24 protein-coding genes and 1 pseudogene are annotated in these 23,073 nt (G+C 32.0%); 4 read left to right on the plus strand and 21 right to left on the minus strand.

Annotated elements, in window-relative coordinates:
- Positions 1 to 82: 82 nt before the first annotated feature.
- The 8 genes from EPJ89_RS00380 to EPJ89_RS00415 all read right to left on the minus strand — a co-directional run bounded on the left by EPJ89_RS00380 (position 83) and on the right by EPJ89_RS00415 (position 9,438).
- Complete coding sequence (locus tag EPJ89_RS00380) at positions 83 to 1,435, minus strand: PTS sugar transporter subunit IIC (protein ID WP_200548730.1); 1,353 nt, start codon at positions 1,433 to 1,435, stop codon at positions 83 to 85.
- A 4-nt stretch (positions 1,436 to 1,439) separates the two neighbouring features.
- The gene (locus tag EPJ89_RS00385; protein ID WP_200548732.1) at positions 1,440 to 1,763 is read right to left on the minus strand and encodes a PTS sugar transporter subunit IIB; all 324 of its coding nucleotides are present in this window, start codon (positions 1,761 to 1,763) and stop codon (positions 1,440 to 1,442) included.
- Between the two features lie 202 nt (positions 1,764 to 1,965).
- On the minus strand, positions 1,966 to 2,298 hold the full coding sequence (locus EPJ89_RS00390) for a PTS lactose/cellobiose transporter subunit IIA (protein ID WP_200548734.1): 333 nt from the start codon (positions 2,296 to 2,298) through the stop codon (positions 1,966 to 1,968).
- Positions 2,299 to 2,307: 9 nt separating this feature from the next.
- Positions 2,308 to 4,215, minus strand: a complete 1,908-nt coding sequence (locus tag EPJ89_RS00395) for a BglG family transcription antiterminator (RefSeq protein ID WP_200548736.1) — start codon at positions 4,213 to 4,215, stop codon at positions 2,308 to 2,310.
- A gap of 418 nt (positions 4,216 to 4,633) precedes the next feature.
- A complete protein-coding gene (locus EPJ89_RS00400; RefSeq protein WP_200548738.1) occupies positions 4,634 to 5,497 on the minus strand; it encodes a hypothetical protein in 864 nt (287 codons plus the stop codon).
- Positions 5,498 to 5,505: 8 nt separating this feature from the next.
- Positions 5,506 to 6,117, minus strand: a complete 612-nt coding sequence (locus EPJ89_RS00405) for a C39 family peptidase (protein ID WP_200548740.1) — start codon at positions 6,115 to 6,117, stop codon at positions 5,506 to 5,508.
- 389 nt (positions 6,118 to 6,506) lie between these two features.
- The gene (locus EPJ89_RS00410; RefSeq protein ID WP_200548742.1) at positions 6,507 to 8,102 is read right to left on the minus strand and encodes a PTS transporter subunit EIIC; all 1,596 of its coding nucleotides are present in this window, start codon (positions 8,100 to 8,102) and stop codon (positions 6,507 to 6,509) included.
- Between the two features lie 82 nt (positions 8,103 to 8,184).
- Positions 8,185 to 9,438 carry a Sapep family Mn(2+)-dependent dipeptidase gene (locus EPJ89_RS00415; RefSeq protein WP_244660772.1) on the minus strand — a complete coding sequence of 418 codons (1,254 nt, stop codon included), beginning with the start codon at positions 9,436 to 9,438 and terminating at the stop codon, positions 8,185 to 8,187.
- Between the two features lie 73 nt (positions 9,439 to 9,511).
- Between EPJ89_RS00415 and EPJ89_RS00420 the strand changes: the two genes are divergently transcribed.
- Positions 9,512 to 11,017: a BglG family transcription antiterminator gene (locus tag EPJ89_RS00420; RefSeq protein WP_200548746.1), complete on the plus strand. Its 1,506-nt coding sequence runs from the start codon at positions 9,512 to 9,514 to the stop codon at positions 11,015 to 11,017.
- A 1-nt stretch (position 11,018) separates the two neighbouring features.
- Here the strand turns inward: EPJ89_RS00420 and EPJ89_RS00425 are convergent, their stop codons facing one another.
- From EPJ89_RS00425 to EPJ89_RS08920, 13 genes and pseudogenes are all read right to left on the minus strand, one after another.
- Positions 11,019 to 11,648, minus strand: coding sequence for a YitT family protein (locus tag EPJ89_RS00425; RefSeq protein ID WP_207106274.1), 630 nt, complete (start codon positions 11,646 to 11,648; stop codon positions 11,019 to 11,021).
- A complete protein-coding gene (locus EPJ89_RS00430) occupies positions 11,617 to 12,333 on the minus strand; it encodes a ribulose-phosphate 3-epimerase (protein WP_200548750.1) in 717 nt (238 codons plus the stop codon). Before EPJ89_RS00430 ends, EPJ89_RS00425 begins: the two co-directional genes overlap by 32 nt.
- A gap of 63 nt (positions 12,334 to 12,396) precedes the next feature.
- Complete coding sequence (locus EPJ89_RS00435; RefSeq protein ID WP_200548752.1) at positions 12,397 to 13,122, minus strand: HAD hydrolase family protein; 726 nt, start codon at positions 13,120 to 13,122, stop codon at positions 12,397 to 12,399.
- Positions 13,115 to 14,227 (minus strand): iron-containing alcohol dehydrogenase, encoded by a 1,113-nt coding sequence (locus EPJ89_RS00440; protein WP_200548754.1) that lies wholly within the window; start codon positions 14,225 to 14,227, stop codon positions 13,115 to 13,117. The genes EPJ89_RS00435 and EPJ89_RS00440 overlap by 8 nt, the downstream gene beginning before the upstream one ends.
- Positions 14,227 to 14,640, minus strand: coding sequence for a heme-binding protein (locus EPJ89_RS00445; protein WP_125164603.1), 414 nt, complete (start codon positions 14,638 to 14,640; stop codon positions 14,227 to 14,229). The genes EPJ89_RS00440 and EPJ89_RS00445 overlap by 1 nt, the downstream gene beginning before the upstream one ends.
- Positions 14,641 to 15,099: 459 nt before the next feature.
- A complete protein-coding gene (locus tag EPJ89_RS00450; protein ID WP_200548756.1) occupies positions 15,100 to 15,465 on the minus strand; it encodes an ATP-binding cassette domain-containing protein in 366 nt (121 codons plus the stop codon).
- Complete coding sequence (locus EPJ89_RS08820) at positions 15,446 to 15,703, minus strand: ATP-binding cassette domain-containing protein (RefSeq protein ID WP_200548758.1); 258 nt, start codon at positions 15,701 to 15,703, stop codon at positions 15,446 to 15,448. The genes EPJ89_RS00450 and EPJ89_RS08820 overlap by 20 nt, the downstream gene beginning before the upstream one ends.
- An 11-nt stretch (positions 15,704 to 15,714) precedes the next feature.
- A pseudogene (locus tag EPJ89_RS08900) lies at positions 15,715 to 16,227 on the minus strand (amino acid ABC transporter permease).
- 139 nt (positions 16,228 to 16,366) lie between these two features.
- A complete protein-coding gene (locus EPJ89_RS08905; RefSeq protein ID WP_200548760.1) occupies positions 16,367 to 16,510 on the minus strand; it encodes a transporter substrate-binding domain-containing protein in 144 nt (47 codons plus the stop codon).
- A gap of 9 nt (positions 16,511 to 16,519) precedes the next feature.
- Positions 16,520 to 16,765: a transporter substrate-binding domain-containing protein gene (locus tag EPJ89_RS08910; protein WP_200548762.1), complete on the minus strand. Its 246-nt coding sequence runs from the start codon at positions 16,763 to 16,765 to the stop codon at positions 16,520 to 16,522.
- A 12-nt stretch (positions 16,766 to 16,777) separates the two neighbouring features.
- Positions 16,778 to 17,152 (minus strand): transporter substrate-binding domain-containing protein, encoded by a 375-nt coding sequence (locus EPJ89_RS08915; protein ID WP_200548764.1) that lies wholly within the window; start codon positions 17,150 to 17,152, stop codon positions 16,778 to 16,780.
- A 442-nt stretch (positions 17,153 to 17,594) separates the two neighbouring features.
- Positions 17,595 to 17,732 (minus strand): LPXTG cell wall anchor domain-containing protein, encoded by a 138-nt coding sequence (locus tag EPJ89_RS08735; RefSeq protein ID WP_244660773.1) that lies wholly within the window; start codon positions 17,730 to 17,732, stop codon positions 17,595 to 17,597.
- Positions 17,733 to 18,002: 270 nt separating this feature from the next.
- Entirely contained in the window at positions 18,003 to 18,086 is an 84-nt protein-coding gene (locus EPJ89_RS08920) for a Rib/alpha-like domain-containing protein (RefSeq protein WP_200548842.1), read from the minus strand.
- A gap of 554 nt (positions 18,087 to 18,640) precedes the next feature.
- On the opposite strand from EPJ89_RS08920, the gene EPJ89_RS00490 reads away from it, so the two are divergent.
- Genes EPJ89_RS00490 through EPJ89_RS00500 form a run of 3 tightly spaced genes read left to right on the plus strand, consistent with a single transcriptional unit; the run spans position 18,641 to position 22,963 of the window.
- Complete coding sequence (locus tag EPJ89_RS00490; protein ID WP_200548766.1) at positions 18,641 to 20,296, plus strand: ATP-dependent nuclease; 1,656 nt, start codon at positions 18,641 to 18,643, stop codon at positions 20,294 to 20,296.
- Positions 20,297 to 20,298: 2 nt separating this feature from the next.
- Complete coding sequence (locus EPJ89_RS00495) at positions 20,299 to 22,074, plus strand: ATP-dependent helicase (RefSeq protein WP_200548767.1); 1,776 nt, start codon at positions 20,299 to 20,301, stop codon at positions 22,072 to 22,074.
- Positions 22,061 to 22,963 (plus strand): DUF6414 family protein, encoded by a 903-nt coding sequence (locus tag EPJ89_RS00500; RefSeq protein ID WP_200548768.1) that lies wholly within the window; start codon positions 22,061 to 22,063, stop codon positions 22,961 to 22,963. Before EPJ89_RS00495 ends, EPJ89_RS00500 begins: the two co-directional genes overlap by 14 nt.
- The last annotated feature ends 110 nt before the right edge of the window (positions 22,964 to 23,073 follow it).

Genomic DNA, 23,073 nt, shown 5'->3' on the forward strand with positions numbered 1-23,073 from the left:
TGTCCTCCTAAATAAAACGAAGCAAACTTATGAAGTCCATATCGGTCTTTCACAAGTCGCTTCGTGTTTTATATATTAAATCTTATAAGTCATCAAACGAAATATCATCGAGTGAGATATCATCTAATTCATCCACTTGTAAATCTTGTGGTTTCTTTTCATCTTCGAGATATTGCTTATCTAAGACTCTAAAGAATGGATAATAAACTAAGCAACCGAGTGCTAGAAGTCCTAATTGGAATATTCCAGCAAATAGACTACCAGTTGATAACCAACCTGAGAAGAAAATTGGTGTTGTCCATGGTAATGCAATACCCGTTGTATATGGAATGATTCCAATGATTGTCGCAACTGTTGATAATGCTATATTCATAACCGGTACAAGTAGAAATGGAATCAATATTATTGGGTTCAGTACGATTGGAAGTCCAAATATAATCATTTCATTAATCCCAAATATTCCAGGAACAATCGATAAGCGACCTAATTGTTTCATACGTTGCGATTTACCCATTGTGACCATTAATAGGACTAATGATAATGTACTTCCGCCACCACCGTAGTTTCCAAAAAAGTCAGAGAATGGACCCGTAAAGATATATGGTAGCGATTCACCCGCAATGTAGGCTGCCTGGTTTGCATAAGTCATCGTATTATGAATTGGAGAGAATATGGTATTTGTAATTGCAGGTCCATTGATACCGAAGAACCAGAACAGAGTTGATAAAAACTGGTAAATTACTTCAAATAACTTATTTGTTCCAAGTCCCATCAAAGGTGTTTGCAATACTGTAAAAATAAAGTTCTGTGCATTTCCAAAAGATGTATTCACAAATAATAAACGCACTAAGAAGAACGTAATCATTACAAACATACTTGGAACCAAAGCAGCAAATGATCCCATTACTGCTGGTGGAACACCTTCAGGAAGTTTAATTACCCAACCTTTTTTCGTTACATATGCAAAGATTTGAACGGCAACAATCGCGGTAATCATGGCGAGGAATAAACCTTGAGAATTTAAATTTGAGAAAGCAAACCCTCTAAATGCTTTTCCATCTGCATTTAGGAACAATTCATGTGTTTGTGGCGTAATGATTAGATACGATACAAGCGCAACCACTCCTCCCGAAATAGGTTCAACTTTTAGTTGTTTAGCATATGAATAAGCAATACCTAAAACATTTAAGAGTGCAATCATATTTATTGTAGCATTTGATACCACCAATAAATGGCTGTCCCAACCTGATCCAAAAATTCCCTCCATAAACTCCGGATATCCAGTTATAGGGAAATTCGCAATTAATAAGAATATCGATGCAACTATAATTAACGGAGTACTAACTAAAAAACCGTCACGAATAGCAACCAATACTTTATTTGTACTTAGCTTCTCAGCAATTGGAGCCATCGTTTTTTCTAACCAATCAAACATGATCTTATTTCCCCTTTCCCTTAATTAGCATAATTGCTTTTTTTAATACACGTTCTCCATCAACTTTGCCATAATCCTCTAAATCAATGACTTCAACAGGTACCCCTGATCCCGCATATTTTGCTTTAGTTTCCTCAAATTTATATTTAATTTGTGGCCCTAACAAAATTACATCCGGATTAAATTCTTGGACAATAGAATCCATCTTCGAGTCAGAGAATGCTTTTACTTCAATTGGTAACTTATGTGAGTCTGCAACTGTTTGCATTTTGCTTGCTAACAAACTCGTTGACATCCCAGCATTACAAAATAAATATACTCTCTTCATAAATCTTCTCCCTCCTTATTGTACTTACATTATATCCGCTAATGTAACCGCTTGCTTATATTATCGTTTCCTAAGACAACGGAACATAATTACGTGACTATGTGATGATAGTTCTCAAATTCACCTATATTACATATCTCTAGATACTTTTCGTAAGAATTTTAGAATCAATAAATAAAAACCTTTCTATACTGAAAGGTTTTTATTTATTGATTTGTATCGCTAATTCATTAATTATTTCATAACTCTTAATAAGTTGCTCTGCTAAAATTTTAATTGTTTCAGCTGCCATCAATTGATCTTCTGCATGCATTAGAATCAAATTAATCCCAAGCGGTTCACCGCTTGCTTCCTTTTGAATTAATTCAAAGTGGGTCTCATGTCCTAAAATGCGATGATTCTCGCCTTCCTCAATCAATTTCCGTGCTTTTACAAAATTATTTTTTTGAGCAAAAGCAATTGCTTCCATAAAAAAGGATTTTGCAGTACCAACTTCGCTAATTATCTTAAAACTTACTAATTCTATATCTGTCATTGTATCCTCCTAATCATTCATCATCCAATGAACAAATTCATTTCTATTTTTTGATTGTAACAGCTTTGACATTTTTGATGGATTTGTTATGGTTTCCGATAACCAATCAAAAAACAACCACATTGTTGAGCTATCTTTTTCGTTTATTGCAAGCATCATTACCAGTTTGACGTTATAACTTCCCCATTGTATTGGTTTTCTTAATAATGCAACAGCCACTTTTGACTGCTTGCTCTTGAGATCCAAAGGATGGGGAATTGCTATTGAATAACTAAATGATGTCGACGACATTGCTTCACGATCCAAAATAGAATCTTTAAAGTCCTTTGAAACAATACCGTTCTCATAAAGCTTTTGACTCATATAATCTATAACTTCTTTTGGTGTTTCTTTCTCGAGATTTTTAAAGAAAAAACGTTCATCAATTAAAGTGCCAAATTGATTGCCAAATTCAAGGTTAAATTCTTCTTTATCTAATTCATTTAATGCCCTGAATATCATTCCTTCGTCCTCGTGACTCAAAAACATCGAAATTTGAACTGTTTTTACTTCAAGATTATGATCGATAGGCAACGTAGTAATTATCAAATCAACATTCATCTTTTCGATGTTTTTTTCAACATAGTACTCGTGTATTGCTATAATTTCCATACGTTCTTTAAACATGTTCGTAATCTTCCCTTTAGTTAATTTTGAAAGACTTCGATTATGCGGAGCAATTAATAGTACATGATGCTTTTTCTTACTAGATAAACGATCATATGCCGCTCCAATGTGTAGTGAAATAAAACCTACCTCTGATTCAGACAATTCAAAACCAAACGAATTTCCAATTAATCGACCAATAACCAATCCCATTTCAAAAATGAGTGGGTATGATTTTTTTATTTCTTGTAGATGAGCATTAGGAATTACTGTACCGTTTTTCATTCTCAAAACTAGTGATTGAATATGTAGATGCAATCCATTTTTAAAATCTTCGTCCATTGAAAAGTCTAAATCAAAAGTCTCATAAAGTACTTTTACAACTTCATCAAGAAGTTTTGAAAGATCTACAATTTTATTTTTATATTCTAATATATCATTCAAGTGATAAGCATTTTGATATCCCATAAGAATATTAGCAAAACCTCTAACTTCCGTAATAGAATATTTTATTGGAACTATCTGTATAATTCTTTCAAAGAAATATTCTGATATTTCAAATTCAATTCTTTGATCCACTTGTTTATTAATAGAATCATCAGTGAGATAATGACCACTTAACATACGCTCAATCGTTATTCCCATATGTACCACAATCATTGGAATCGCGGTTTCTCTAACCGAATAATTGTATTTATTAAGAGTCTCTTCAAATATTTTGGTTACCTGTACCAAATCAAAACGACTATAAAGAAGAGCTGTACGATTAATATTTAAAAAATTATCTTTAATCTCGTTTGTTAATAGGTCACGATAAATCTTCCGCTTAAGGTGTTCGTTTCCTTGAAAGAATATTGTATTTTTTTCTCGAACTAACTTTAAACCCCCATATGGCTTTATTAAATCTCGGATTCGTTTAATGTCACCTTCAATCGTATGTTCACTTACAAAAAGTTCATCTTGTAAATCCATAATTTTTTGTCGTTTCTTTGAAAACAATAGTATTTTTATGATATAAATACTGCGCTCATCTGGAGTTTGAGGTATGACATCTGTATTTAAATCTTTATAAGTCTGATATTTATTATAGTTTAATTGATATCCTTCTCGGGTACTCGATTCTATAATTCCAGGAAGTTCTTGATTTAATAAATCAATATCAGAGCGAATCGTTCGATCAGTTACTCCCATAATACGTGAAAGTTCTTTACCCTTAATCCATATTTTTTTATCTGAAAGATATTCTAAGATTCTCCGCTGTCTAGAATTCATCATTTACCCCCTTCCACTATTCTTATTGGTCAATTTTAGATAATTAGTGACTGATTTAATTTATTAGACGAATATCAATCGTCTCCTACAGTTCTTCCCTCCATACTAGTCTAGTTCTCTTTGTTTATATCTATTTTAGCATCAAAATAACATTCATAACATCAAAGTTCACAGCCATGACTTAGGAAATTTTATATGTCATAATCTCATTCTAATAAACAAATATACAAAAAATAAAAACTATTACGAGAGTAAAAATATTATTCTCGCAATAGTTCTTTTTTTAATTATCTTGATTTGTATCATAACCAGTTGGATAACTTCGAGATTCTTAGATAATCATTTAAATATTATCCAATACAACATAACTATATAAATCAAAATGTCTTGATAATCATCAATATTTAGTTCCAATATCCTACGATTTTAGTCGCTCGTAGATAAATATACCTCCGATTGTCATAGTTACAGTAACTAATGATGTAATGATTGGTAGTCTCTTATCAGAGACAATGCTTTCATTAGATGCACCAAATAGACGATTACCTTCATCATCAAAATTATTGAGTGCATTTATTTTTTCTACATATTTTGATAAAGGTTCTTTGAGTTCATGTACGGAATAAATTTTTTTCTCTTCAATTCCATCTATAACATCGTTACCGAAAGAAAAGTTATAAAATGGAATTACTGTATCCTCTCCTTCAAAATATACAAATGTCAAGGACGGCAAATATTCGGTAACAATATAATGAACATTATCTAATGGAATATTATTGGAATTACTAATGTTATGAAGAAATTGAATATCTACATTTAAATGACCATTATTATCGACCTGAATACTACTTACTTGGTATTCACCTTCCCATTCCGAAAAATCAACAAGTTGATTAGTTTCAGTTAATGATTGATAATAAATATTCAATGTTTGATTTTTCACATCAATTCGTTCACTATTAATAATCTGATCAATAATATCAGTATCTAGACAAATAAGTTTAATCATTGATCCAGATAATGGTGCTATTTGCGGAGTAGTTTCTCCAATAGAACGTGTCCTAAAACCATTGTTTCTTGAATCTACAAAAGAATTAAAGAATGTAATACTTTCTTCAACATTATTTAAATCATCTTCCTTAATACTAATATTATCCAAATCAGTTGATTCATTTAAATAATCTGCCTTTATTGGTGTAAGTAGCAAAAATATCGGAAACAAAACAACTAAGACAAAGATTATAATTAACGATAATTTATATTTTTTGTTAATAATTTTCATAAATCCTCCTAGTATTTTCCATTTGCCATAATATTATGTTTAATCTGCCAATTTCTATAACCACTTGCTACTCCAGAAGTAAATTGTGCATAATTCACATAACTTGTTCCCTTTGCAGGATCATTAATATAGATATAATGAACATCACTTGAATTTCCGTTTTCTACCCATTTATACCCTCTTCCAACGATTGCATGACCTCTATTAATTCTATTATTTTCTATCAAAAGAACATATGGCTTTCCATAATTTATTGATGTAGCATATCTCCAATATCCTAAATGGTTTTCATCAGCAAGGATATAATTGTTTCCATAATTACTTGCATAATTTACGGCCTTTAGAGTCTCTGTTTTTGAGCCAGCTCGTAATACATCTCTACTTCCTGTAATTTTATACACGATATCTAATATACTGCCTCTACTACCATATAGATAATCTCCCACCATCTTTGCCGATGTAGCCCAACACCAATTTGTATCACCTTGATAATATTGAGGAACCCAGAGTGTCTTTGTAGCAGATGCCGCCTCTATAACACTTGCTGTTGCTAAAAAAGAGAAGATTCCTGAAAATAAAACAATAAGTGTTTTCAAAAAGATTTTTTTGAACCTTTTCATGCTATTTTTTCATCCTTTCTTTTTTAAATTTTACCAATACAAATATTATTTTGCAAGCGCTTTCTATTGCGTTTTTTATTAAATAATTCATAAAATAAATTGAATGATTGGACTACTAAAACAATAGAAGACTACAATTTATTGGATAAAAAAGAATAATATGAAGTGCTTTTTTCACTAAGTTTGGCAATATAGCAATTTCAATTTTTATATTTACATGTTTAAATGATAATTTAAAACTTGAATTAAGAAAAAAATATATAGACTGAAAAAAAAGATAGATCAGTGATCTATCTTTCCTAAATTTAATAAATGAAACAGATTGAATTACCTAAAATTAATTATTCATATTAGATTTAATTAATTTCTTCTTCAAGTTCCTTTGCTAGCTAATCAATACCTAATAAATCTTTTACTTTCGTGGTGATAGACTGTACTTGGACGCCATAGATAATTTGGAAATTATTATTAGCTTGAATCAAACCTGATGCATTGAGCTCATTTTCCCAAATAGAGCGATCTAATACCTTATCTGCATCTTTAACTTCGACACGAAGTCGTGATGCACAGTTTGTCACTGAGATAATATTATTATAGCCACCAAGAGCTTCAATAATTTTTTCTTCAAGTGTGAGCTCTTCACCACCTACTTCTCTGGCTGCTTGAATTTTTTGATATTCTTTCTTAGACATTAATTCAGCATCAGAGCTCTTACGTCCTGGTGTATTGAGATCTAATTTTTCAATTGCGACTTTGAATACATAATAGTAAACGATAAAGGTGAGTGGTAATAAGAAGATTAAACTCATTGCATGTACTTTATGAGGTTGAAACAAGTTTGGAATCATAAATAGTAGAGCATTACCAGTAATAGAAATTTTGAAGACCTCTGCAATCACATACGCTAAACCGCATAAAGGTGCGTAGATGAAGAAGTATAGTTGTGGTGCTAAGAATAAGAATGTATATTCAATTGGTTCTGAAATACCAACTAGTGCTAATGTCATAACCGCTGGTACCAAAAGTGCTGCGACTTTCTTTTTGTTTTCTGGTTTCGCAACTTTATACATTGCATAAGCTGCTCCTGGAAGGCCTGCAAGTTGGAATAGAATTCTACCTGAAGCAAAGTTTCTTATAAGATAACCAGATGCGCCTGCACTAGCTGCTTGTGCATTCATAATATTTTTAATTCCTTCATAGACTACGCCATCCACTTCCATGACGCCACCAACTGCAGAATATTCAATTGGGAAAGCAATCAAATGATGTAGTCCAAATGGTAGTAACATTTTGTCTACTGTACCAAAGACAAAAGTTCCTAGCAAGCCAGATTTACCAATAAATCCAGTAATTCCTGCAAGCCCTTTTGCAATAAATGGCCAAATATAATAAGTTCCTATTGCAAGTGGAATAGAGGCAAATACAACCATAATAATAACTGTCTTGGTTCCAGCAAAAAAGCCAAGCATTGCTGGAAGTTCTGTATCGACAAAGCGGTTATGGATTTTTGCTGTAACAAGTCCCGTTACAATTCCTGAGAAAATACCCATATTGTAAGTGAAGATGCCCAATGAAGTGCCCCATAAGTTATTGAAATTCATTGCTTCTAATTCTGTATAACCTTGGCTAAGCAATGCTTCAATACTTGTGCTTTCGGCTGTCCATCCTTGAAGTCCAGCGAAGTTTTTAATACTTGTCATATAGGATAAGTAAAGTACGATACCAGCAAAGGCTGCCCAACCCTTTTCTTTTTTAGCAAGGGTAAATGCGATTGCTACGGCAAACCAAACCGGTAAATTATTCATAAACATAAATCCTAAGCTTGTAATCAAACTAAAAAGACCATGTAAAACTGTACCTTCTGTAAGAATATAATTCGTGAATGCACTTCCAATACCTACAAAAAAACCAACAAGAACAAGTAAGATAATTGGTACCATCATTGCTCCTGAAAATGTTTGTAGTTTTGCTTGAAGTTTCTTCATGATATCCTCCCCTTTCGCTTATATTTTAAATCTATGTGTTCCCTTTCACAATTATTGATGTACCTTATCAATAAGGAAGCGTTTAAATTTCAAGCAGTGTTCTTATGGCTTCGACATAGATAGCATAAGCTTTTTTGATCGAGTCAATTGACATTTGTTCGTTGGGCATATGGGGTTTGGGATCATCCCAAGGAAAAGAAGCACCAAAAGCAACACCACAGTCCATGACTCGAGCATAGGAAGCACCGCCTTTTGTTAAGACATCTGCCTTTTCATGCATTACAATTTCGTAGGCTTTCTTCAGTTTTTGAATCAGTTCATTTTCTTCTGAGACATATAACGGTTTTTTCTCGCGGATGACTTCATATTCAAAATCATACCGTGACTTCAAGGTTTCAAGTTTCTTTATTATTGCTTCTTTATTGGTTGATATTGGATATCTAAAATCAATATTTAAAATCACGTAGTCTGCCTCACTATTTAAAGACATCATGCAAGCACTTAATTTTCCCATCGATTCATGTTCTGTGTAGAATCCTGTTTGTCTTGCGTATGGGTTTTTATAGAAATATTCTTTTATGAATTGTGCCCAGGTTCTTTTGTTTATTTCTGTATTATCAAAATCATCAATCAATTTATCAATTGCATTTTCGCCTCTTTGGGGGTTTCTTGATAAAATCTGTGCGCCTGTGTATGTTTTATTATTAAATTTGAGATCATGGCAAATATAATTCACTCGTGGTGCAGCGCTTATGTCGTCATGGCCTTCATTTTTAAACTTGAGTGAAAAACAAAGAATTCCCTTTTCGCCATTAACAATTGGGAAATTACCATCGGGTGAAAAGCCGAGTTCAGGTTGTCGGTGGTGTTTGAAATAATGCTCCATGCATTCCCAGGTTGTTTCTTCAGCACCTCCGGCAATAATACGAACACGTCTTTTGGGTTCCCGTGCTTTATAAAACGCTTCTTTGGCTGCATAAAGCGCACATAATAAAGGTCCTTTATCATCATTAACGCCTCTAGCAATTAACACATCACCTTCTCGACTCAGTTCGAATGGATTATGGCGCCATGCCTTTAAATCACCGACTTCCACTACATCTAAGTGTCCTAAAACGCCCAGTTCGTGCTTGCTATCACCAAGTTCTGCATAAACAGCATAACCATCAACATCACCCGTTTCAAAACCAAGTCTTTGTGCAACATCTAAAAATACATCCATCGCATTTCTAATACCTTGACCAAAAGGCGCTTGATTTGTGCGGGTTGATAAATCACGGACTGATTTTTGAGCAATAAGTTTTTCTAAATCATTAAGAAATTCTTTTTCATTCATAAATAGTTTTCCTTTCATATGATATAATTAGATTAATAATAGGAGGTTTTGTGATACAACAATAGGAGGTTCCATGATGCATCAACGGCGCAAACAGTTACTCAATATTTTATGTGATCAAAACAATTACATTTCCAGTAATCAATTAGCAAAGCAATTAAATGTTTCAAATAAAACCGTCAGAAACGATTTAGACTTAGTCGAACACTTTTTAGCCCAATATAATGTGACACTAGAAAGAAAAACAGGGTATGGTATCTTACTTAATTGTAGTGAAAAACAACGATATCAGTTAAAAATACTCTTAGAGTCATATAATCAAGATTCGGATTTAACTCCCAAAATAAGACAAGATGCGATTGCTCTAACGCTTTTAACTGAAACAGATTACACGATGGACGCCCTTTCAGATCTTTTTTATATTTCAAAATCAAGTGTTTATAGCGATATTAAATCGATTGAAAAGTTATTTTTATTTTACAACATCACTTTACATCGATATGAAGATAAGACTTTTTATTTAACCGGTAAAGAACGTTCCTTGCGAAATGCTATATTTGATTTATTAGCTAAAGAACGGACCCTTCATCTTCTTTTTAAAATTATAAAAAAAGAAAAAGGTGCTTGTGGAGGTGATCTTTTACATCCCGGCTTTGATATGACTGATGATGAGATTGCTGATCTTATTGAACAGTTACCTGATTTTTCTGTTATGTTTGATTCAATCAATAATTATGCGCATTTTATTATTAGAATTCTCGTTACGATGTCACGTCAAAATTTTGATCCCACTGTTGAGATTTCAGAGACTTTCAAATTAGCATTACAAAAGAAGCCCTATCTTGATATCGCACGACAAATCATCGCGCTTCTAGAAAAGATTCAAAAAAGAAAGTATCATGAACATGAATGTTTTTATTTACAAGTTTATTTATTAGCTTACCTAAACACTAAAGAAGACAATGATTATCAAGTAGAACAATTTGTCGATAAGTTAATTGTGACTTGGACTGAACTTTTACCACATGCCTTTGTGGCAGACGGACAGTTGATACAAAACCTTTTAAATCATCTTAAACCAACAGCGATTCGTTTGGCACATGACATTATCATTCAAAATCCACTTTTACCTGATATAGAAAAACAATATCAAAATACATTTCGGATTGTAAAAGAGAGCATTGCGCTAATTAATAATCCTTTTTGGAATCAACTGGAAGAAAATGAGATGGGATTTTTAGCACTTCATCTCGCTTCCGCGATTGAACGCTTTAAAAAACCTTTAAAAACAATCTTAATTTGTACCATTGCCCCGTCTGGTGGACAATTGTTAAAGTATCGTTTGGAACACAGTATTCCAGAAATTGTTATTGATAAAATCATTCCCTATAATGAGTTTAAAGACGCGGATTATGATGCTGATTTACTGATTATCAACTCACAATTAAACAAAGAGAAACAATATAAAACACCAATGCTAAGCATTACTGCCCTGCCTTCTAAAGATGATCTTGACTTTCTTAGAAATGAAATATTGGATTATTATAATAAGAAAAACGACCCGGAAAACATCACTTAATCTAGGTCGTTTTTTCTATCGTTTTTACGATTATTTGTAATGAAATGAAACTCCATAAAGAAACCGTAATATTGTAATTGATTAAACCCGTTAAAATAATAATGATTGAGTCTATAATGGCAATCACTTTAGCGGTGGGTAAATCACTATGAAAAAACGATTTAATTAAGGCTGCTAATAAATCAGTACCACCTGTACTGGCTTTATTTTTAATAGAAATACTAATCGATAATCCTATTAAAACACCGGCAATAAGGGCTGACAAGGCAAATGCCAACATAGGTGAGAAAGCGCGAACTGAATATAATATATTAACTTTAGGTACAAATCTCATCATTAATGACGTTAAAAGACTAATACTTAAAGTCTTAGCACCAAAAGAGGCGCCTAAACGTAATGATCCTAGAATTAACAAAGGAATTGTGATGCATAAAACCATGTATTCAATTGGTAAGTTAATGATTTGTGACAAGACTAAGGCAAGGCCCGTCAAACCACCTGGTGCAAGATTATCAAAGACAAAAAAGAAATTGACTGCAAATGTGGTAAGTAAGGATATCAGTACAATTACTACCAGTGTCTTTGAGTAAGTTTTAATATTATTCAAGATTGAATTTTTTTGCAGCTGCATCAATGGCACTTCGGCAGTTTTTGTAACCGGCTGCTGGTCCTTGTGGATCTTTGAAAATAGCTGATGATAAAACAATCACATCAGGATTACATGCAATTAATTCATCCATGTTGTCTTGGCGTAAACCACCATCGATTGCAAGTTCACAGTCAGGGTTTTTCTCATCAATCATAACGCGTGCTCTTTTGACCAGGTCAGTCACGCTTCTACGCCAGCCCCAGTTGTCTTTTCCATCTGTTTCATCAACACCATGGGTCACAATATGCAAGCGATCGATATCATAAATTGATTCTTCAACAAAGCATAACGGTGTATAGCAACCCAAGGTTAAGCCAATTTTTAAATTAAATTCGCGGCACCAATTGATAATATAAGCGAGTTGTGCGCCAATAAAATGTTCTGCAGGAATAATGAGCATTTGTGCCCCTGCCTCTGCAATTTGTTCAATAAACATGCGGTCCATTGTCACCGTATAGATATGACATTCAATGGGTGCTTGGGTATATGGTCGAATACCAGCAATTACTTGATGTCCTCCCATTAATTTCATGTTTTGTAAATCGTACATGTCAGCGGCATCTGAGTGAATATAATCGACCCCTGCATCACTTACTTCCTTGACAATATCTGCAATGTGGCCATAGTCAACATGTGCTAAGCCTGCAGCAATTTTAATATGTTTCATAATTATCCCTCCATAGTTATTATAATCGCTCTTCATTTTATTATCATATAATAAGGTACTCCATTAATGCGGTAAGTTCAAAATTATTTCAATCGCTTTCGCAACTCCTTCATAAGTATTATTTTCAACAGTTACATCAGCATATTCAAGTAAACGTTCATCGGAATTATTCATAGCAAAACTATAGGCCGCATTTTTAAATAGAGGTAAATCATTCACACCATCACCAATCGCATAATAATTGTTTTGTTGAAAGTGAAGAGTTTTATCTACTTCTTTACAAGAAAGTTCCATACCAAAATTACCATACTCATAAACCTGTACAAATTCTCTGAGTGTTTGGGCATGATGGTTTTGCATAAGTATCACTACTTTTAAAATTTCATAAAACTTTAATTCTTTAACATTATTAATTTGTTTTTTAGTCATTCCTTTATAAAAAAAACGATTGTCTTCATGGGTGAAATATACTGTATCAAGTGTTTTAAAAAAACATGGTGTATCTTCACTTATGAGTGCATCCAGTTTAATCAAATCCTCATTACGTAATGGATATGTTTTTATTTCTGTTTCATTTTCATAGTACGCGCCATTAAATGCAATTATATTTAATCGCTGATCCAATAGTGATTTAATCCTTGATACAAACACAGCCGGTCTGCCTGAACATAAATAGATCTGATACCCCGCATCTAACGCTTTTACGATTGCTTCTTGATTTTTCCGAGATATATTTTTATCACAATCAAGTAAGGTACCATCTAAATCAATTGCTATAATGTTAGGCATTTTTTATGATGGTTCTCAGTGTTGATGTATCAGCGAAAGATAAATGTTCCATTATTGGGTGTACTAATATTTTTTCTAGTGTTTCTTTATGCTCAACCAGATCCATTAATGAGTCATCAAGTTGAATTTCTTTTAAAAAACTCACAACATTTTCATATAAATCATCATTTCCAAATACATAGTTAGAAATAGTTTTAAAATCTTCTTCGTTTTCTTTTTGACAGGTTTGAATATAGGAAGGATATAGTGAAGCAAGAATGGCACCATGAGGTCTGTTTGTATAGCCTCCCACGACTTCAGCTAAGGGATGTGGAATCGAAGCTCCTGAATTAGATAAGGCACGACCGGCTATAAGTGAAGCCAGTGTCATTGCTTCTCTAAGTTCAAGATTATGAAGGTCATTCATTAAATTAGGTAAAGTATCGACAATCTTTTTCATGGCATTTAATGCATCCAGTTGCGCTAAGGGATTGGCATTTAAACTGACATAACTTTCAAAGGCATGGGTAAACGCATCAAAGCCACTATGCGCCGTTACAGATGCCGGTAAGGTCAACATTAGCGTTGGATCGATTAAGGTTTCCTTAGCTAAAATTTGTTGGTGGAAGATACTTAATTTCTCATCACCATACGTCAAGACAGCTGCTTGGGTAATTTCTGAGCCTGTCCCTGATGTGGTTGGTGTTAGAATGAGTGGGAGTACATTTTTTCTATCTTCGTAGTCTGCATGGGGTGAAGTGTAAGTTGCAAAGACATTATCCCAATCAATGTCGCTCTCTTTCGCAAGAAATGAGATGGCTTTAGCACTATCCATGACACTTCCCCCACCTAAACCAAAGATAACATCGTAATCATTTTCTAAGGTTAAAGCAATCCCTTCTAAGATATTTTCAACGGTTGGATTGGCTTGAATATTGGAAAATTCATCAAAACTAATTTCGTGTTCTACTAATGATAATCTTACAGTTTTATAAGCAGGTTCTAAAAATAACTCACCATTATTAATAAATAAACAACGTTTACCGTAACGCGATATTAAACTACCAATCTCTGCTAAACTGCCGACACCATAATTTACAATTGTTTTCTGTGCATATTTAAACATTACAAACCTCCTTCTATGCCTAATACTTTAAGAGCCATTCTATGATCATCTTCAGGTGTGAGACCCGTGATTGTGAGCGCACCAACACAATGATTATGTTCATTGAAAATTGGGACCGATCCCGGTGTTAAACAATAATGCTCAGTATTGAGACCATACTTATCATAAAACTCAGATAAATCCCCCTTATTCTTGATATTTAAATCTAATGTAGAATTTTCAAATTGAATACAAGAATTTCGTTTTCTTTCTATCCAACTTGCTTTATCAATGCTTAAATTTATATCACAATAATATAACAATGTTTTACCATATAAAAAAAGTTCATAGCCAATCACATTATGCTTTGCACTCAAACTTAATGCATAAGTCACACGGTCTATAAACGCTCTATCTATTACAAATTGTTCCATCACTACACCTCCACTATCACTTTATCATTTTACCCAAATTTCTTTTTTTATTTATGTCATTTATTGATGTGGTAGCTCTTAAACTATTTTAATTTAATACAAAACAATAACATCGACTTATCCAATATACAAAAATTATTTTTTATTTTTATATATTGGATACTCTTCAAAATATGACGATAGCTCATTTTTAAGTCGTTTTACTGATAGATTTCTTCACTTTCAACTATTCAATATCTTCTAAAATGAATAACTGTATCCAAGTTGCATATCCAATCTTTATCATTACTACAATGAGTTTGTGGATGGAAACTTCAAGACTAAAAAAACTCCTTCATTATCAACACAAGGAGCTGCTTTTAATAAAATTTGACTTCTATTATTTATTTCAGGATAATAATTATGGATTCATGGGTTTATCAATTATTAATCCATTCTCTATATTTATAGTTTTATCAGCTATTCTTCTTGAAAATACTGGATCGTGCGTGATAATCGATATAGCCATCCCTTTCTTTTCAAAACATTTATAATTTCTATAATTTTTTCAATATTATTTTGATCCAAAGCAGATGTGGGTTCATCAAAACATAAAATCTTCGGTGTTCGAGCACAACTTCTCGCAATCACAACTCTTTGTTGTTGATCTCCTGATAATTCATATGGATAAGAATCTTTTTTGGCTACTAAATCAACCATCTCAAGTAGCTTCTCAGCTAATTCAACAATTTCATTCTTATCATTATTGAAAACATTGAGCGGTGATTCAATAATATTTTCTAATACGGTTAAATGAGGAAACAAATTAGAATTTTGAAAAACCATTCCAATTTGTCCTCTTATTTTTTTTATAATCAGAACTGGTATTAATTTCTATATCATCAACAATTATTTTTCCACTATCAAACGCTTCAAGCCCGTTTATACATCGCATCAGTGTTGTTTTTCCAGCTCCTGATTTCCCAAGTACGACAGCAATTTCTTCCATACTAACTTCAAATGATAGCCCTTTAAGGACTTCTGTACTATTAAACTTCTTTTTCAAATTAATTACCTTTAACATATTTCACACCTCTAACTATAATACGAAAACTTTTTCTCAGCCACTGATAATAGTTGAGTTGAGATTGCCGTCATCAAGATATATATCAATCCAGCAGATACAAAAGGCATCAAGCTTGGATCTCTATTACTTGCCCCTATTGCGATTTTTAATAAATCATTAAGTCCTAAAATATATACCAGGGATGTATCTTTCACAAGTGTAATATGTTCATTTGATATGGGAGGAATCACTCTCTTTATAACCTGAGGAAAGATGATTCTGCGATACTTTGTGATATTGTCAAAACCTAAAACATAAGCCGCCTCAAATTACCCTCTATCGATAGATTTTAGACCAGATCTAAATATTTCAGCATAGTATGCTGCATGATTTACCGAAAACGCTATTATCGCTATCGGCATTCTGTCAAATACGAGTTTTTCACTTAATAACGGTAGTCCGTAATATAAAAACATCATTTGCAGTAATAAAGGACTCCCTCGCATAATCCAAATATAAAAACTTGTGACCGTTCTTGCGATTTTACTTTTTTGAAACTCTTATATAAGCAATTACAATTCCTAGAGGTATCGAAAATAACGTTGTGAAAACAAATAACTTTATAACTATTTTAATGCCATCAATCATTGACTTCCTCCAACCACTTCTTGCTTACCTTTACTAAAACCATTTTTCTTCTAATTGTTGGAAAGTTCCATCTTCTTTTATTTCATCAAGTGCCTTATCAATCGTTTCTCTTAATTTAATATCATCGACCCTGAACCCCACGGCATATTTTTCAGTACCTAAATCTCCTTCGAGCACTTTATACTTCTATGGATTTCTCTGCTTAATATAGTATTTAAGTAAAACTTCATCACCAATCACTGCCTGAGTTCTTCCAATCTCTAAATCTCTAAGTGCTTTATCATATATATCATAAGTTATTGGTTCCTTATTTTTTATGTTCGCTAAGAACTCTTTATCCTTCTCTATTGCTCCTAATACAGAAGAAGCTGCTTGGCTACCGACCGCTTGATCTTTTAAATCCTCTATATTTTTAAAGGGTTTCTCAGCCATTGTTATTGCTATTTACTTATTATTTAAATAAGGTTTAGAGAAAGCAACTTTTTTTATGCGTTCATCTGTAATACTGTATCCATTCCATAGATAATCTACAGTTCCATTGTTTAATGATTGTTCCTTCATGGACCAATCAATATTTTCAAATTGAGGTTTATAGCCTGTTCTTTTGAACGCTTCTTTGGCAAGTTCTTTATCAAAACCTATTAATTCATTCTGTTCATCCAAAAATTCCATGGGGACAAATGTATTGTCTAAACCAACCACTACTTCCTTACTATCTTTTGATTTTTCTTTTTCATTTGAAGCACATGATCCTAAACTCAACATCATTATGGCTCCCAATGCTATGAATAATACTTTACTAAAGATTCCTTTCTTCACGTTGAATACCTCCCTTATAAGAATCAAATTTAGCCCTATATTTTCACTAAAAAATAAATCAAAACATTTCCTATAATTATCGTATCTATATCTACTATTCTTTTCTTAAAATATCTAATAAGATTTAACGATTAACTACTAAGTCATGATTTATTATAAACATATTTCTATTCCATTTAGAAACTACACACTAAAATATGATGGTAATTCCTAGTTCTTTTAATTTAGTATGTCGCATTGTATTCCTCCTCACACCTCTTTTGCATTCAAAATATAAGAAGCATCTTTCTTACATTATTTTACCTATTTTTTACTTCTCAACAAATTTTTGATAAACTTTAAAACTTATTAAATAAAAACAAAGCCGCTCATTAAATGGCGGCCTTGTCTATTCATCTGAGTAATTGATAAAGTTTCGTTTAAGTGAAAATCAAACTGGTGATTATTTTTCTGGCTTCATAGATTTCTTAGTAACTAAAGTAACAAAACCAATTATAGTCATCATAAATCCATAAAGTATTGAATTCGACATTGCTACACCCGTTTGCGGTAATGTATCCTTCATATCCATCTCTGGCATGTTGTTAGGTTTTTCCCCTGAATCCTTGTCATTTGGATTAATTTCACCATCTGAAGAATCTTTACCTAATTTATCGGCTTCAACATTCGTATCAACTTTAGATTTATATACAGATGGTCCTTCTGATCTCTTAGTTTCCTCAACAACGATGTCAATGTTCTTAGTTTCTTTGGATCCGTCTGGATAGATAATTTCTATGACTCCTGGATAGATTCCTGGCGTATTTGGATCAACGCTATTTTTTGGTGTTTTATCAACAACAATTGTTCCTTACTTTGTTCCTGGTGTAGTAGTATCAATTTCTTCCTTCCATGTATAAACCGTATTGGTAGGAAGGTCATCCTTATTGACAATTGCATCCTAAGAATTTGGTTTCATGTTTAACTCAATACTAATATCTTGACCTACAGGTTCGATTTTTCTTTTTAGCAACCATATTCGCGAGTTGCAATATCACTGAACTATCTTTTCCTCCAGAAAAAGAGAGATAAACAACAAAGTCTTCCGAAAATATTGCTTCAAACCTTTCAATAGCAGCATTGTGAACGTCCTTCTACAAATAAACCTTTCCCACTTAACCACCTCCGCAGAAATACGCTTACTTTTACAAATATTTGCATTAATAATATAATGATACAAATCATATTTAATAATATTGCATAATAAATTTATTATTTTTCTTACCATTCTTGTATTCAAATAAAAACTAAAATAATTAGTATTAGTTGTGTTGAAATCATTGTTGTGCTGAAATCGTTAATAAAAATCAATTATATATTAATAGTCAGATTTGCATTGTTCGTAAGCACTTACACTTTTCCAATAAAATGCTATAATAATAGTAGACAACGTTTCTTTGAGTAATTACTTTGAATTATAACTTGTATTCTAAAGAAAGGAATTATTAAATGATTTCAATTAAAAAAATTAGAATTAGCAACTTTAAGTCTATACAATTTATGGATTTTTTAGTAACTAATGAAAAAACTGTATTTGTTGGTCAAAATAATGCAGGAAAATCAAACATTAACAAAGCAATCAATTGTGTATTTAATCCTCGATATATACCTTCCGAGTTCGACTTTTATTCAGGTATGAAAGAAGATGATGTGTGTTATATCGATATAATGCTGATACCAAACACTGATGATAAATTTGATATAGACTGGTTAATGTTATTTGGTGAGAATATAGTACAAAATGAGTATCATCAAGAGAGTTTTTCTATTAGAACAGTCATTAGTCAAAATCACACCTCTAAAAGAATAGAAATTAATAGATTCCCAATTCTAAATTGGGAATCACAAGAATTTACCGATATTAATAGGAGACTTCCCAAAAATTTAAGTAAATGTATTGGTAGTTTCTATTTGGACTCTAGCAGAGATATTGTTGATGAACTTAGGATCAGAAATTCGAATTTTAGCAAACTAATGAAAAACTCAAATTACAAACTTAACGAACTAGATTCCTCTAATATCGAAAGGGCTCTAGAAATTGTTAACCGAATGATTCGTAAAAAACTACCTTCCATTTCAGAAATAGAGGATAATTTATCAGAAATTTCAACTACAATTGAGAACATCAACGAACTTCGTATAATTCCAATTCCAAATAAATTTGATGATCTTGATAAAGGTGTCGAAATTGAAGTTAAAAACTCTAATAATAATCTGCCCATTAGTGTGTTTGGTGACGGTACACGTAGTTGGGTTAGTATTTTAACCTTATCATCTTATATTGAATCTACTAGAAAGCAACTCGAACTGGAAAATTTGCCTTATTTCCCCATCGTTTTATTAGAAGAACCTGAATCGCATTTACACCCCCAAGCACAAAATAAAGTTGTTTCACAACTAGATAAAATAAGTGCTCAAACTTTTATAACAACACACTCTAGTAATATAGTTTCTGAGTTGGGTATTTACCAACTATTTAGAGTTTCTAATGACGAGAGTACTCAACTACAAACTGTAAATAAAGATATCAGTCAAACGGATAGGTATAAAATAATGAATTTTATACTTCCTTTTTATACAGAAATTTTATTCTCAAATATTGTCATTCTAGTCGAGGGAATATCAGATAAAATAATAATTACTGAGTATCTAAAAATGAAATTACAAAAGAAACCCTTTGAATTGGGGATATCTATCGTCGCTACTAATAGCAAAGATAGTCTGCCTTTATTTAGACAGTTTTGTGAATTACACTCAATTAAAAATATCATTTTCGCAGATGGAGATGCGAGAGATTCAGTACCTAATGCATTACAACACAAAAATCTCTCAACCTGTAACTTAATTTTCACCAAAGAACTTGATATGGAATATGAACTAATAGAAGAACAGTTAGATTTTTGCAGCAATGCTTTTGCTTGTATGAAAGCACTCCCTTCAGAATACATCGATACCCTAAAAAAAGAAGACAGATTAAAAAATCAGGTTTTGACATATTTCAAAGGCAATAAATCACAATATCCTCACTATTTGGCAATGAAGATGGATGTTAATTTTAATATCCGATCATTAGACCTTCTAATTTCTACATTAAGGAGAGTATAACAATGAACCTACCTTCAAAGTTACAAAAAAACATAATTGATTATAGAGGCTTTTTAGTTGTGAATGCACCACCAGGAAGTGGGAAAACATTTACGCTAACAAAAAAAATAGAGAAAGTTCAAAATGAATCAAATAAGAAAATAATTGCTTTAACTTTCAGTAATAAAGCAGCTGTTGAATTACAAGAGCGAATCACCGATAAAACTAATGTAATTGCCACTACAATTCATAGTTTCTGTCAAGATATTGTTTTAAATAGAGGTTATCAATTAGGTCTACCTGGTAACTTAAGAATAATCTCCGAAGAGCGAGATAAACTTTTTATAATAAAAGAGGTAATTAATGCATCGCCATACCTGTTGGAAAAGTTAAATGATTTTTCATTGGATGAGTTAACAAAAATTTCAAAATTTATTAGTACTCAGAAGAATAAATTTATTCCCCCTGAATATTTTAAAGAATCAGATTCTAAGCATTCTAAAATTTATTATGAAGTGTATGATGGCTATGTTAATAGCATGCTTAACCAAAATCTCTTCGATTTTGATGATTTATTATATTATGCCTATCAAATTTTGAATCTTGAAGAAACTCAGTCTCTTTATCGAAGACTTTATGGTCACTTGTATATTGACGAAGCTCAAGATCTAAACTTAGCTCAATACGAAATAATTAAAAGTGTGGCAAAATTAGTAGATGATGTGATGTTGATAGGCGACCCTGACCAGTCTCTCTACGGGTTTATGGGATCGTCTAAAGAAATTATGTTAACACAATTCCGGAAGGATTTTAATGCTTCAGTGATTTCGTTGAATGAAAACTATAGATCAGCAAAAAAAATTGTTGATATGATTAACAAATTGAGTAATGGCAGTGCAGATAAAAGTCTTGCGCAATTCCCTATTGAAGGCGAAGTAACTTTTAATCAGTATGAAAATGAAGAAGAAGAAGCTGATGAAATCCTTAAGAAAATATGTCAGTTACAAAATGATGGAATCCCATTAGAAGAAATAGCAATATTGGGGAGAAATATATATTTATTAACAACCATTAAGGAGCTCCTTGATGAGCAAGAAATTGAGTATAATATTGGGGCTATTGGAAAAGTTTCTTTCGAAACGCAAGAAGCAACAGTATTACTAAACATCATAAAATTATTAGATAATCCTGATAATAAAATCATCATGAATTATTTTAAAGAAATGTTTGAATTAGATAATTACAATTTAAATGAAATACACAGAAATATTGATTTAATTTATCCGGAAATTTTTAACGCTTCAAAGAATATTCATGCAAATATACAACTATTTACTAGAGAGATAGATACACTAATTAGCTATTATTCTGAAAAAAGAGATTTTAGTGATGAATTCAAATACTTGCTTATTAATGATTTAAAATTTCTAAAAACAAATTGGGTAAATTATTCTGCATCGTCAGAAAATAAGTCCCTAACTTCTTTCATAAATGACATGCATTTAGGAAAAACACAGAAAACAGATCTGTCTGGTATTTCTTTGCTTACAGTCCATAAATCTAAGGGACTAGAATTTGATACTACATTTGTATTAGGACTTAATGAAGGTACATTACCCGATTATAGAGCAACTGAAGATACTATGGCCGAAGAAGACAACAATGCTTATGTTGCATTATCGCGTGCAAAAAGGAGATGTTACATTAGTGCTCTTAAATTCAAGATGATGCCATGGGGCAGTAGAAAACCCCAAGAAATTTCTCGATATATTGAGAGGATTGAAGATGTTTTTAATTAAAACAATTGAAAGGTTCAGTAAAATGAAAGTCACGAAAAAGAAATTAATCTTTACCCCATATTATATTAATCAGTCGAGACTATTTGATCTTTATGCATTATTAAATGGTGGTTATAATGAATATTCAGAAATCATGGAATCAGTCTCACAGAACAACAAATCTAAGGTAGAAGCAGAAATTAACGGAGCATTGAGCGGTTTTAAAATGTTCAATTTTGGAGGCTCAGTGGGTGGATCTAAAAATAAAGAATCTGGAACACTTGAAAAACATAGCCATAGAATGGTTCAAACCATCGCTTCGATGCTAAGTATAGTTATTGATGAACTTGCTTCTAATGATTATATTTCAAAAATTAGTGTTTCAGAGGCTGGAAGTTTTATCAATATACCTGTAGAATTTAGAATAAATTCATTTAGACATTTGATGAATGAAGTAGATAATTTTATGGATTTATATAATCTAATTGAAAATATGAATAATCCCAGCAAGGCTAAGAATAAGAAGAATCAGAAGAATAAGGAGTTTGATCAGGTCAAGACAATCATTGATAAGATGTTTTCTGGTGACGAACTACTCTATGAAACTGACAAGTATGCTGTTATAGCAAACATTTACGACGAACATTTATATCAATCAAACAAGACAGATATTATTGGATGTAAATTACAATGTTTAGGTCAAATAAAAAGAATATTTCCATATGGAACGAAATTAATGAAAAATACCACCTTCAACAAATTAAGTGATCAAGAATTAGAAAGGCAACTCCTACATGCAATTGAAGGTTTAACAAACCAACAATCTATTTCATTTGATTCTATTCCAGTAACAAATATATCAAATAAGATAGTCTATCAAATTGAAATAATTGCTCTTTTTCAAACTTGAAAAAGAGCAATTATAAATTTATTATATAAAAAAACCTCTTGTTTTCTTTTTTTAACATTAGTTTTTTGCTATATCCTTTCAAAAGCAGCCCACTGTAATCGTATAGTGGG

It is taken from the genome of Erysipelothrix sp. strain 2 (EsS2-6-Brazil) (genome assembly GCF_016617625.1).
In the GTDB taxonomy this organism is placed as follows: domain Bacteria; phylum Bacillota_I; class Bacilli_A; order Erysipelotrichales; family Erysipelotrichaceae; genus Erysipelothrix; species Erysipelothrix piscisicarius.

Excerpts from the sequence above, each read along its gene's own strand:
- EPJ89_RS00430 (WP_200548750.1), bottom strand. The coding sequence starts at position 12,333 with ATGAAACATATTAAAATTGCTGCAGGCTTAGCACATGTTGACTATGGC.
- EPJ89_RS00445 (WP_125164603.1), bottom strand. The coding sequence starts at position 14,640 with ATGGAACAATTTGTAATAGATAGAGCGTTTATAGACCGTGTGACTTAT.
- EPJ89_RS00390 (WP_200548734.1), bottom strand. The coding sequence starts at position 2,298 with ATGACAGATATAGAATTAGTAAGTTTTAAGATAATTAGCGAAGTTGGT.
- EPJ89_RS00495 (WP_200548767.1), top strand. The coding sequence starts at position 20,299 with ATGAACCTACCTTCAAAGTTACAAAAAAACATAATTGATTATAGAGGC.
- EPJ89_RS00415 (WP_244660772.1), bottom strand. The coding sequence starts at position 9,438 with ATGAATGAAAAAGAATTTCTTAATGATTTAGAAAAACTTATTGCTCAA.
- EPJ89_RS00500 (WP_200548768.1), top strand. The coding sequence starts at position 22,061 with ATGTTTTTAATTAAAACAATTGAAAGGTTCAGTAAAATGAAAGTCACG.
- EPJ89_RS00395 (WP_200548736.1), bottom strand. The coding sequence starts at position 4,215 with ATGAATTCTAGACAGCGGAGAATCTTAGAATATCTTTCAGATAAAAAA.
- EPJ89_RS00490 (WP_200548766.1), top strand. The coding sequence starts at position 18,641 with ATGATTTCAATTAAAAAAATTAGAATTAGCAACTTTAAGTCTATACAA.
- EPJ89_RS00405 (WP_200548740.1), bottom strand. The coding sequence starts at position 6,117 with ATGAAAAGGTTCAAAAAAATCTTTTTGAAAACACTTATTGTTTTATTT.
- EPJ89_RS00450 (WP_200548756.1), bottom strand. The coding sequence starts at position 15,465 with ATGGTTTTTCAAAATTCTAATTTGTTTCCTCATTTAACCGTATTAGAA.
- EPJ89_RS00385 (WP_200548732.1), bottom strand. The coding sequence starts at position 1,763 with ATGAAGAGAGTATATTTATTTTGTAATGCTGGGATGTCAACGAGTTTG.
- EPJ89_RS08820 (WP_200548758.1), bottom strand. The coding sequence starts at position 15,703 with ATGTTAAAGGTAATTAATTTGAAAAAGAAGTTTAATAGTACAGAAGTC.
- EPJ89_RS08910 (WP_200548762.1), bottom strand. The coding sequence starts at position 16,765 with ATGGCTGAGAAACCCTTTAAAAATATAGAGGATTTAAAAGATCAAGCG.
- EPJ89_RS08735 (WP_244660773.1), bottom strand. The coding sequence starts at position 17,732 with ATGCCAGAGATGGATATGAAGGATACATTACCGCAAACGGGTGTAGCA.
- EPJ89_RS00425 (WP_207106274.1), bottom strand. The coding sequence starts at position 11,648 with ATGCAGCTGCAAAAAAATTCAATCTTGAATAATATTAAAACTTACTCA.
- EPJ89_RS00400 (WP_200548738.1), bottom strand. The coding sequence starts at position 5,497 with ATGAAAATTATTAACAAAAAATATAAATTATCGTTAATTATAATCTTT.
- EPJ89_RS00440 (WP_200548754.1), bottom strand. The coding sequence starts at position 14,227 with ATGTTTAAATATGCACAGAAAACAATTGTAAATTATGGTGTCGGCAGT.
- EPJ89_RS00380 (WP_200548730.1), bottom strand. The coding sequence starts at position 1,435 with ATGTTTGATTGGTTAGAAAAAACGATGGCTCCAATTGCTGAGAAGCTA.
- EPJ89_RS00420 (WP_200548746.1), top strand. The coding sequence starts at position 9,512 with ATGATGCATCAACGGCGCAAACAGTTACTCAATATTTTATGTGATCAA.
- EPJ89_RS00435 (WP_200548752.1), bottom strand. The coding sequence starts at position 13,122 with ATGCCTAACATTATAGCAATTGATTTAGATGGTACCTTACTTGATTGT.
- EPJ89_RS00410 (WP_200548742.1), bottom strand. The coding sequence starts at position 8,102 with ATGAAGAAACTTCAAGCAAAACTACAAACATTTTCAGGAGCAATGATG.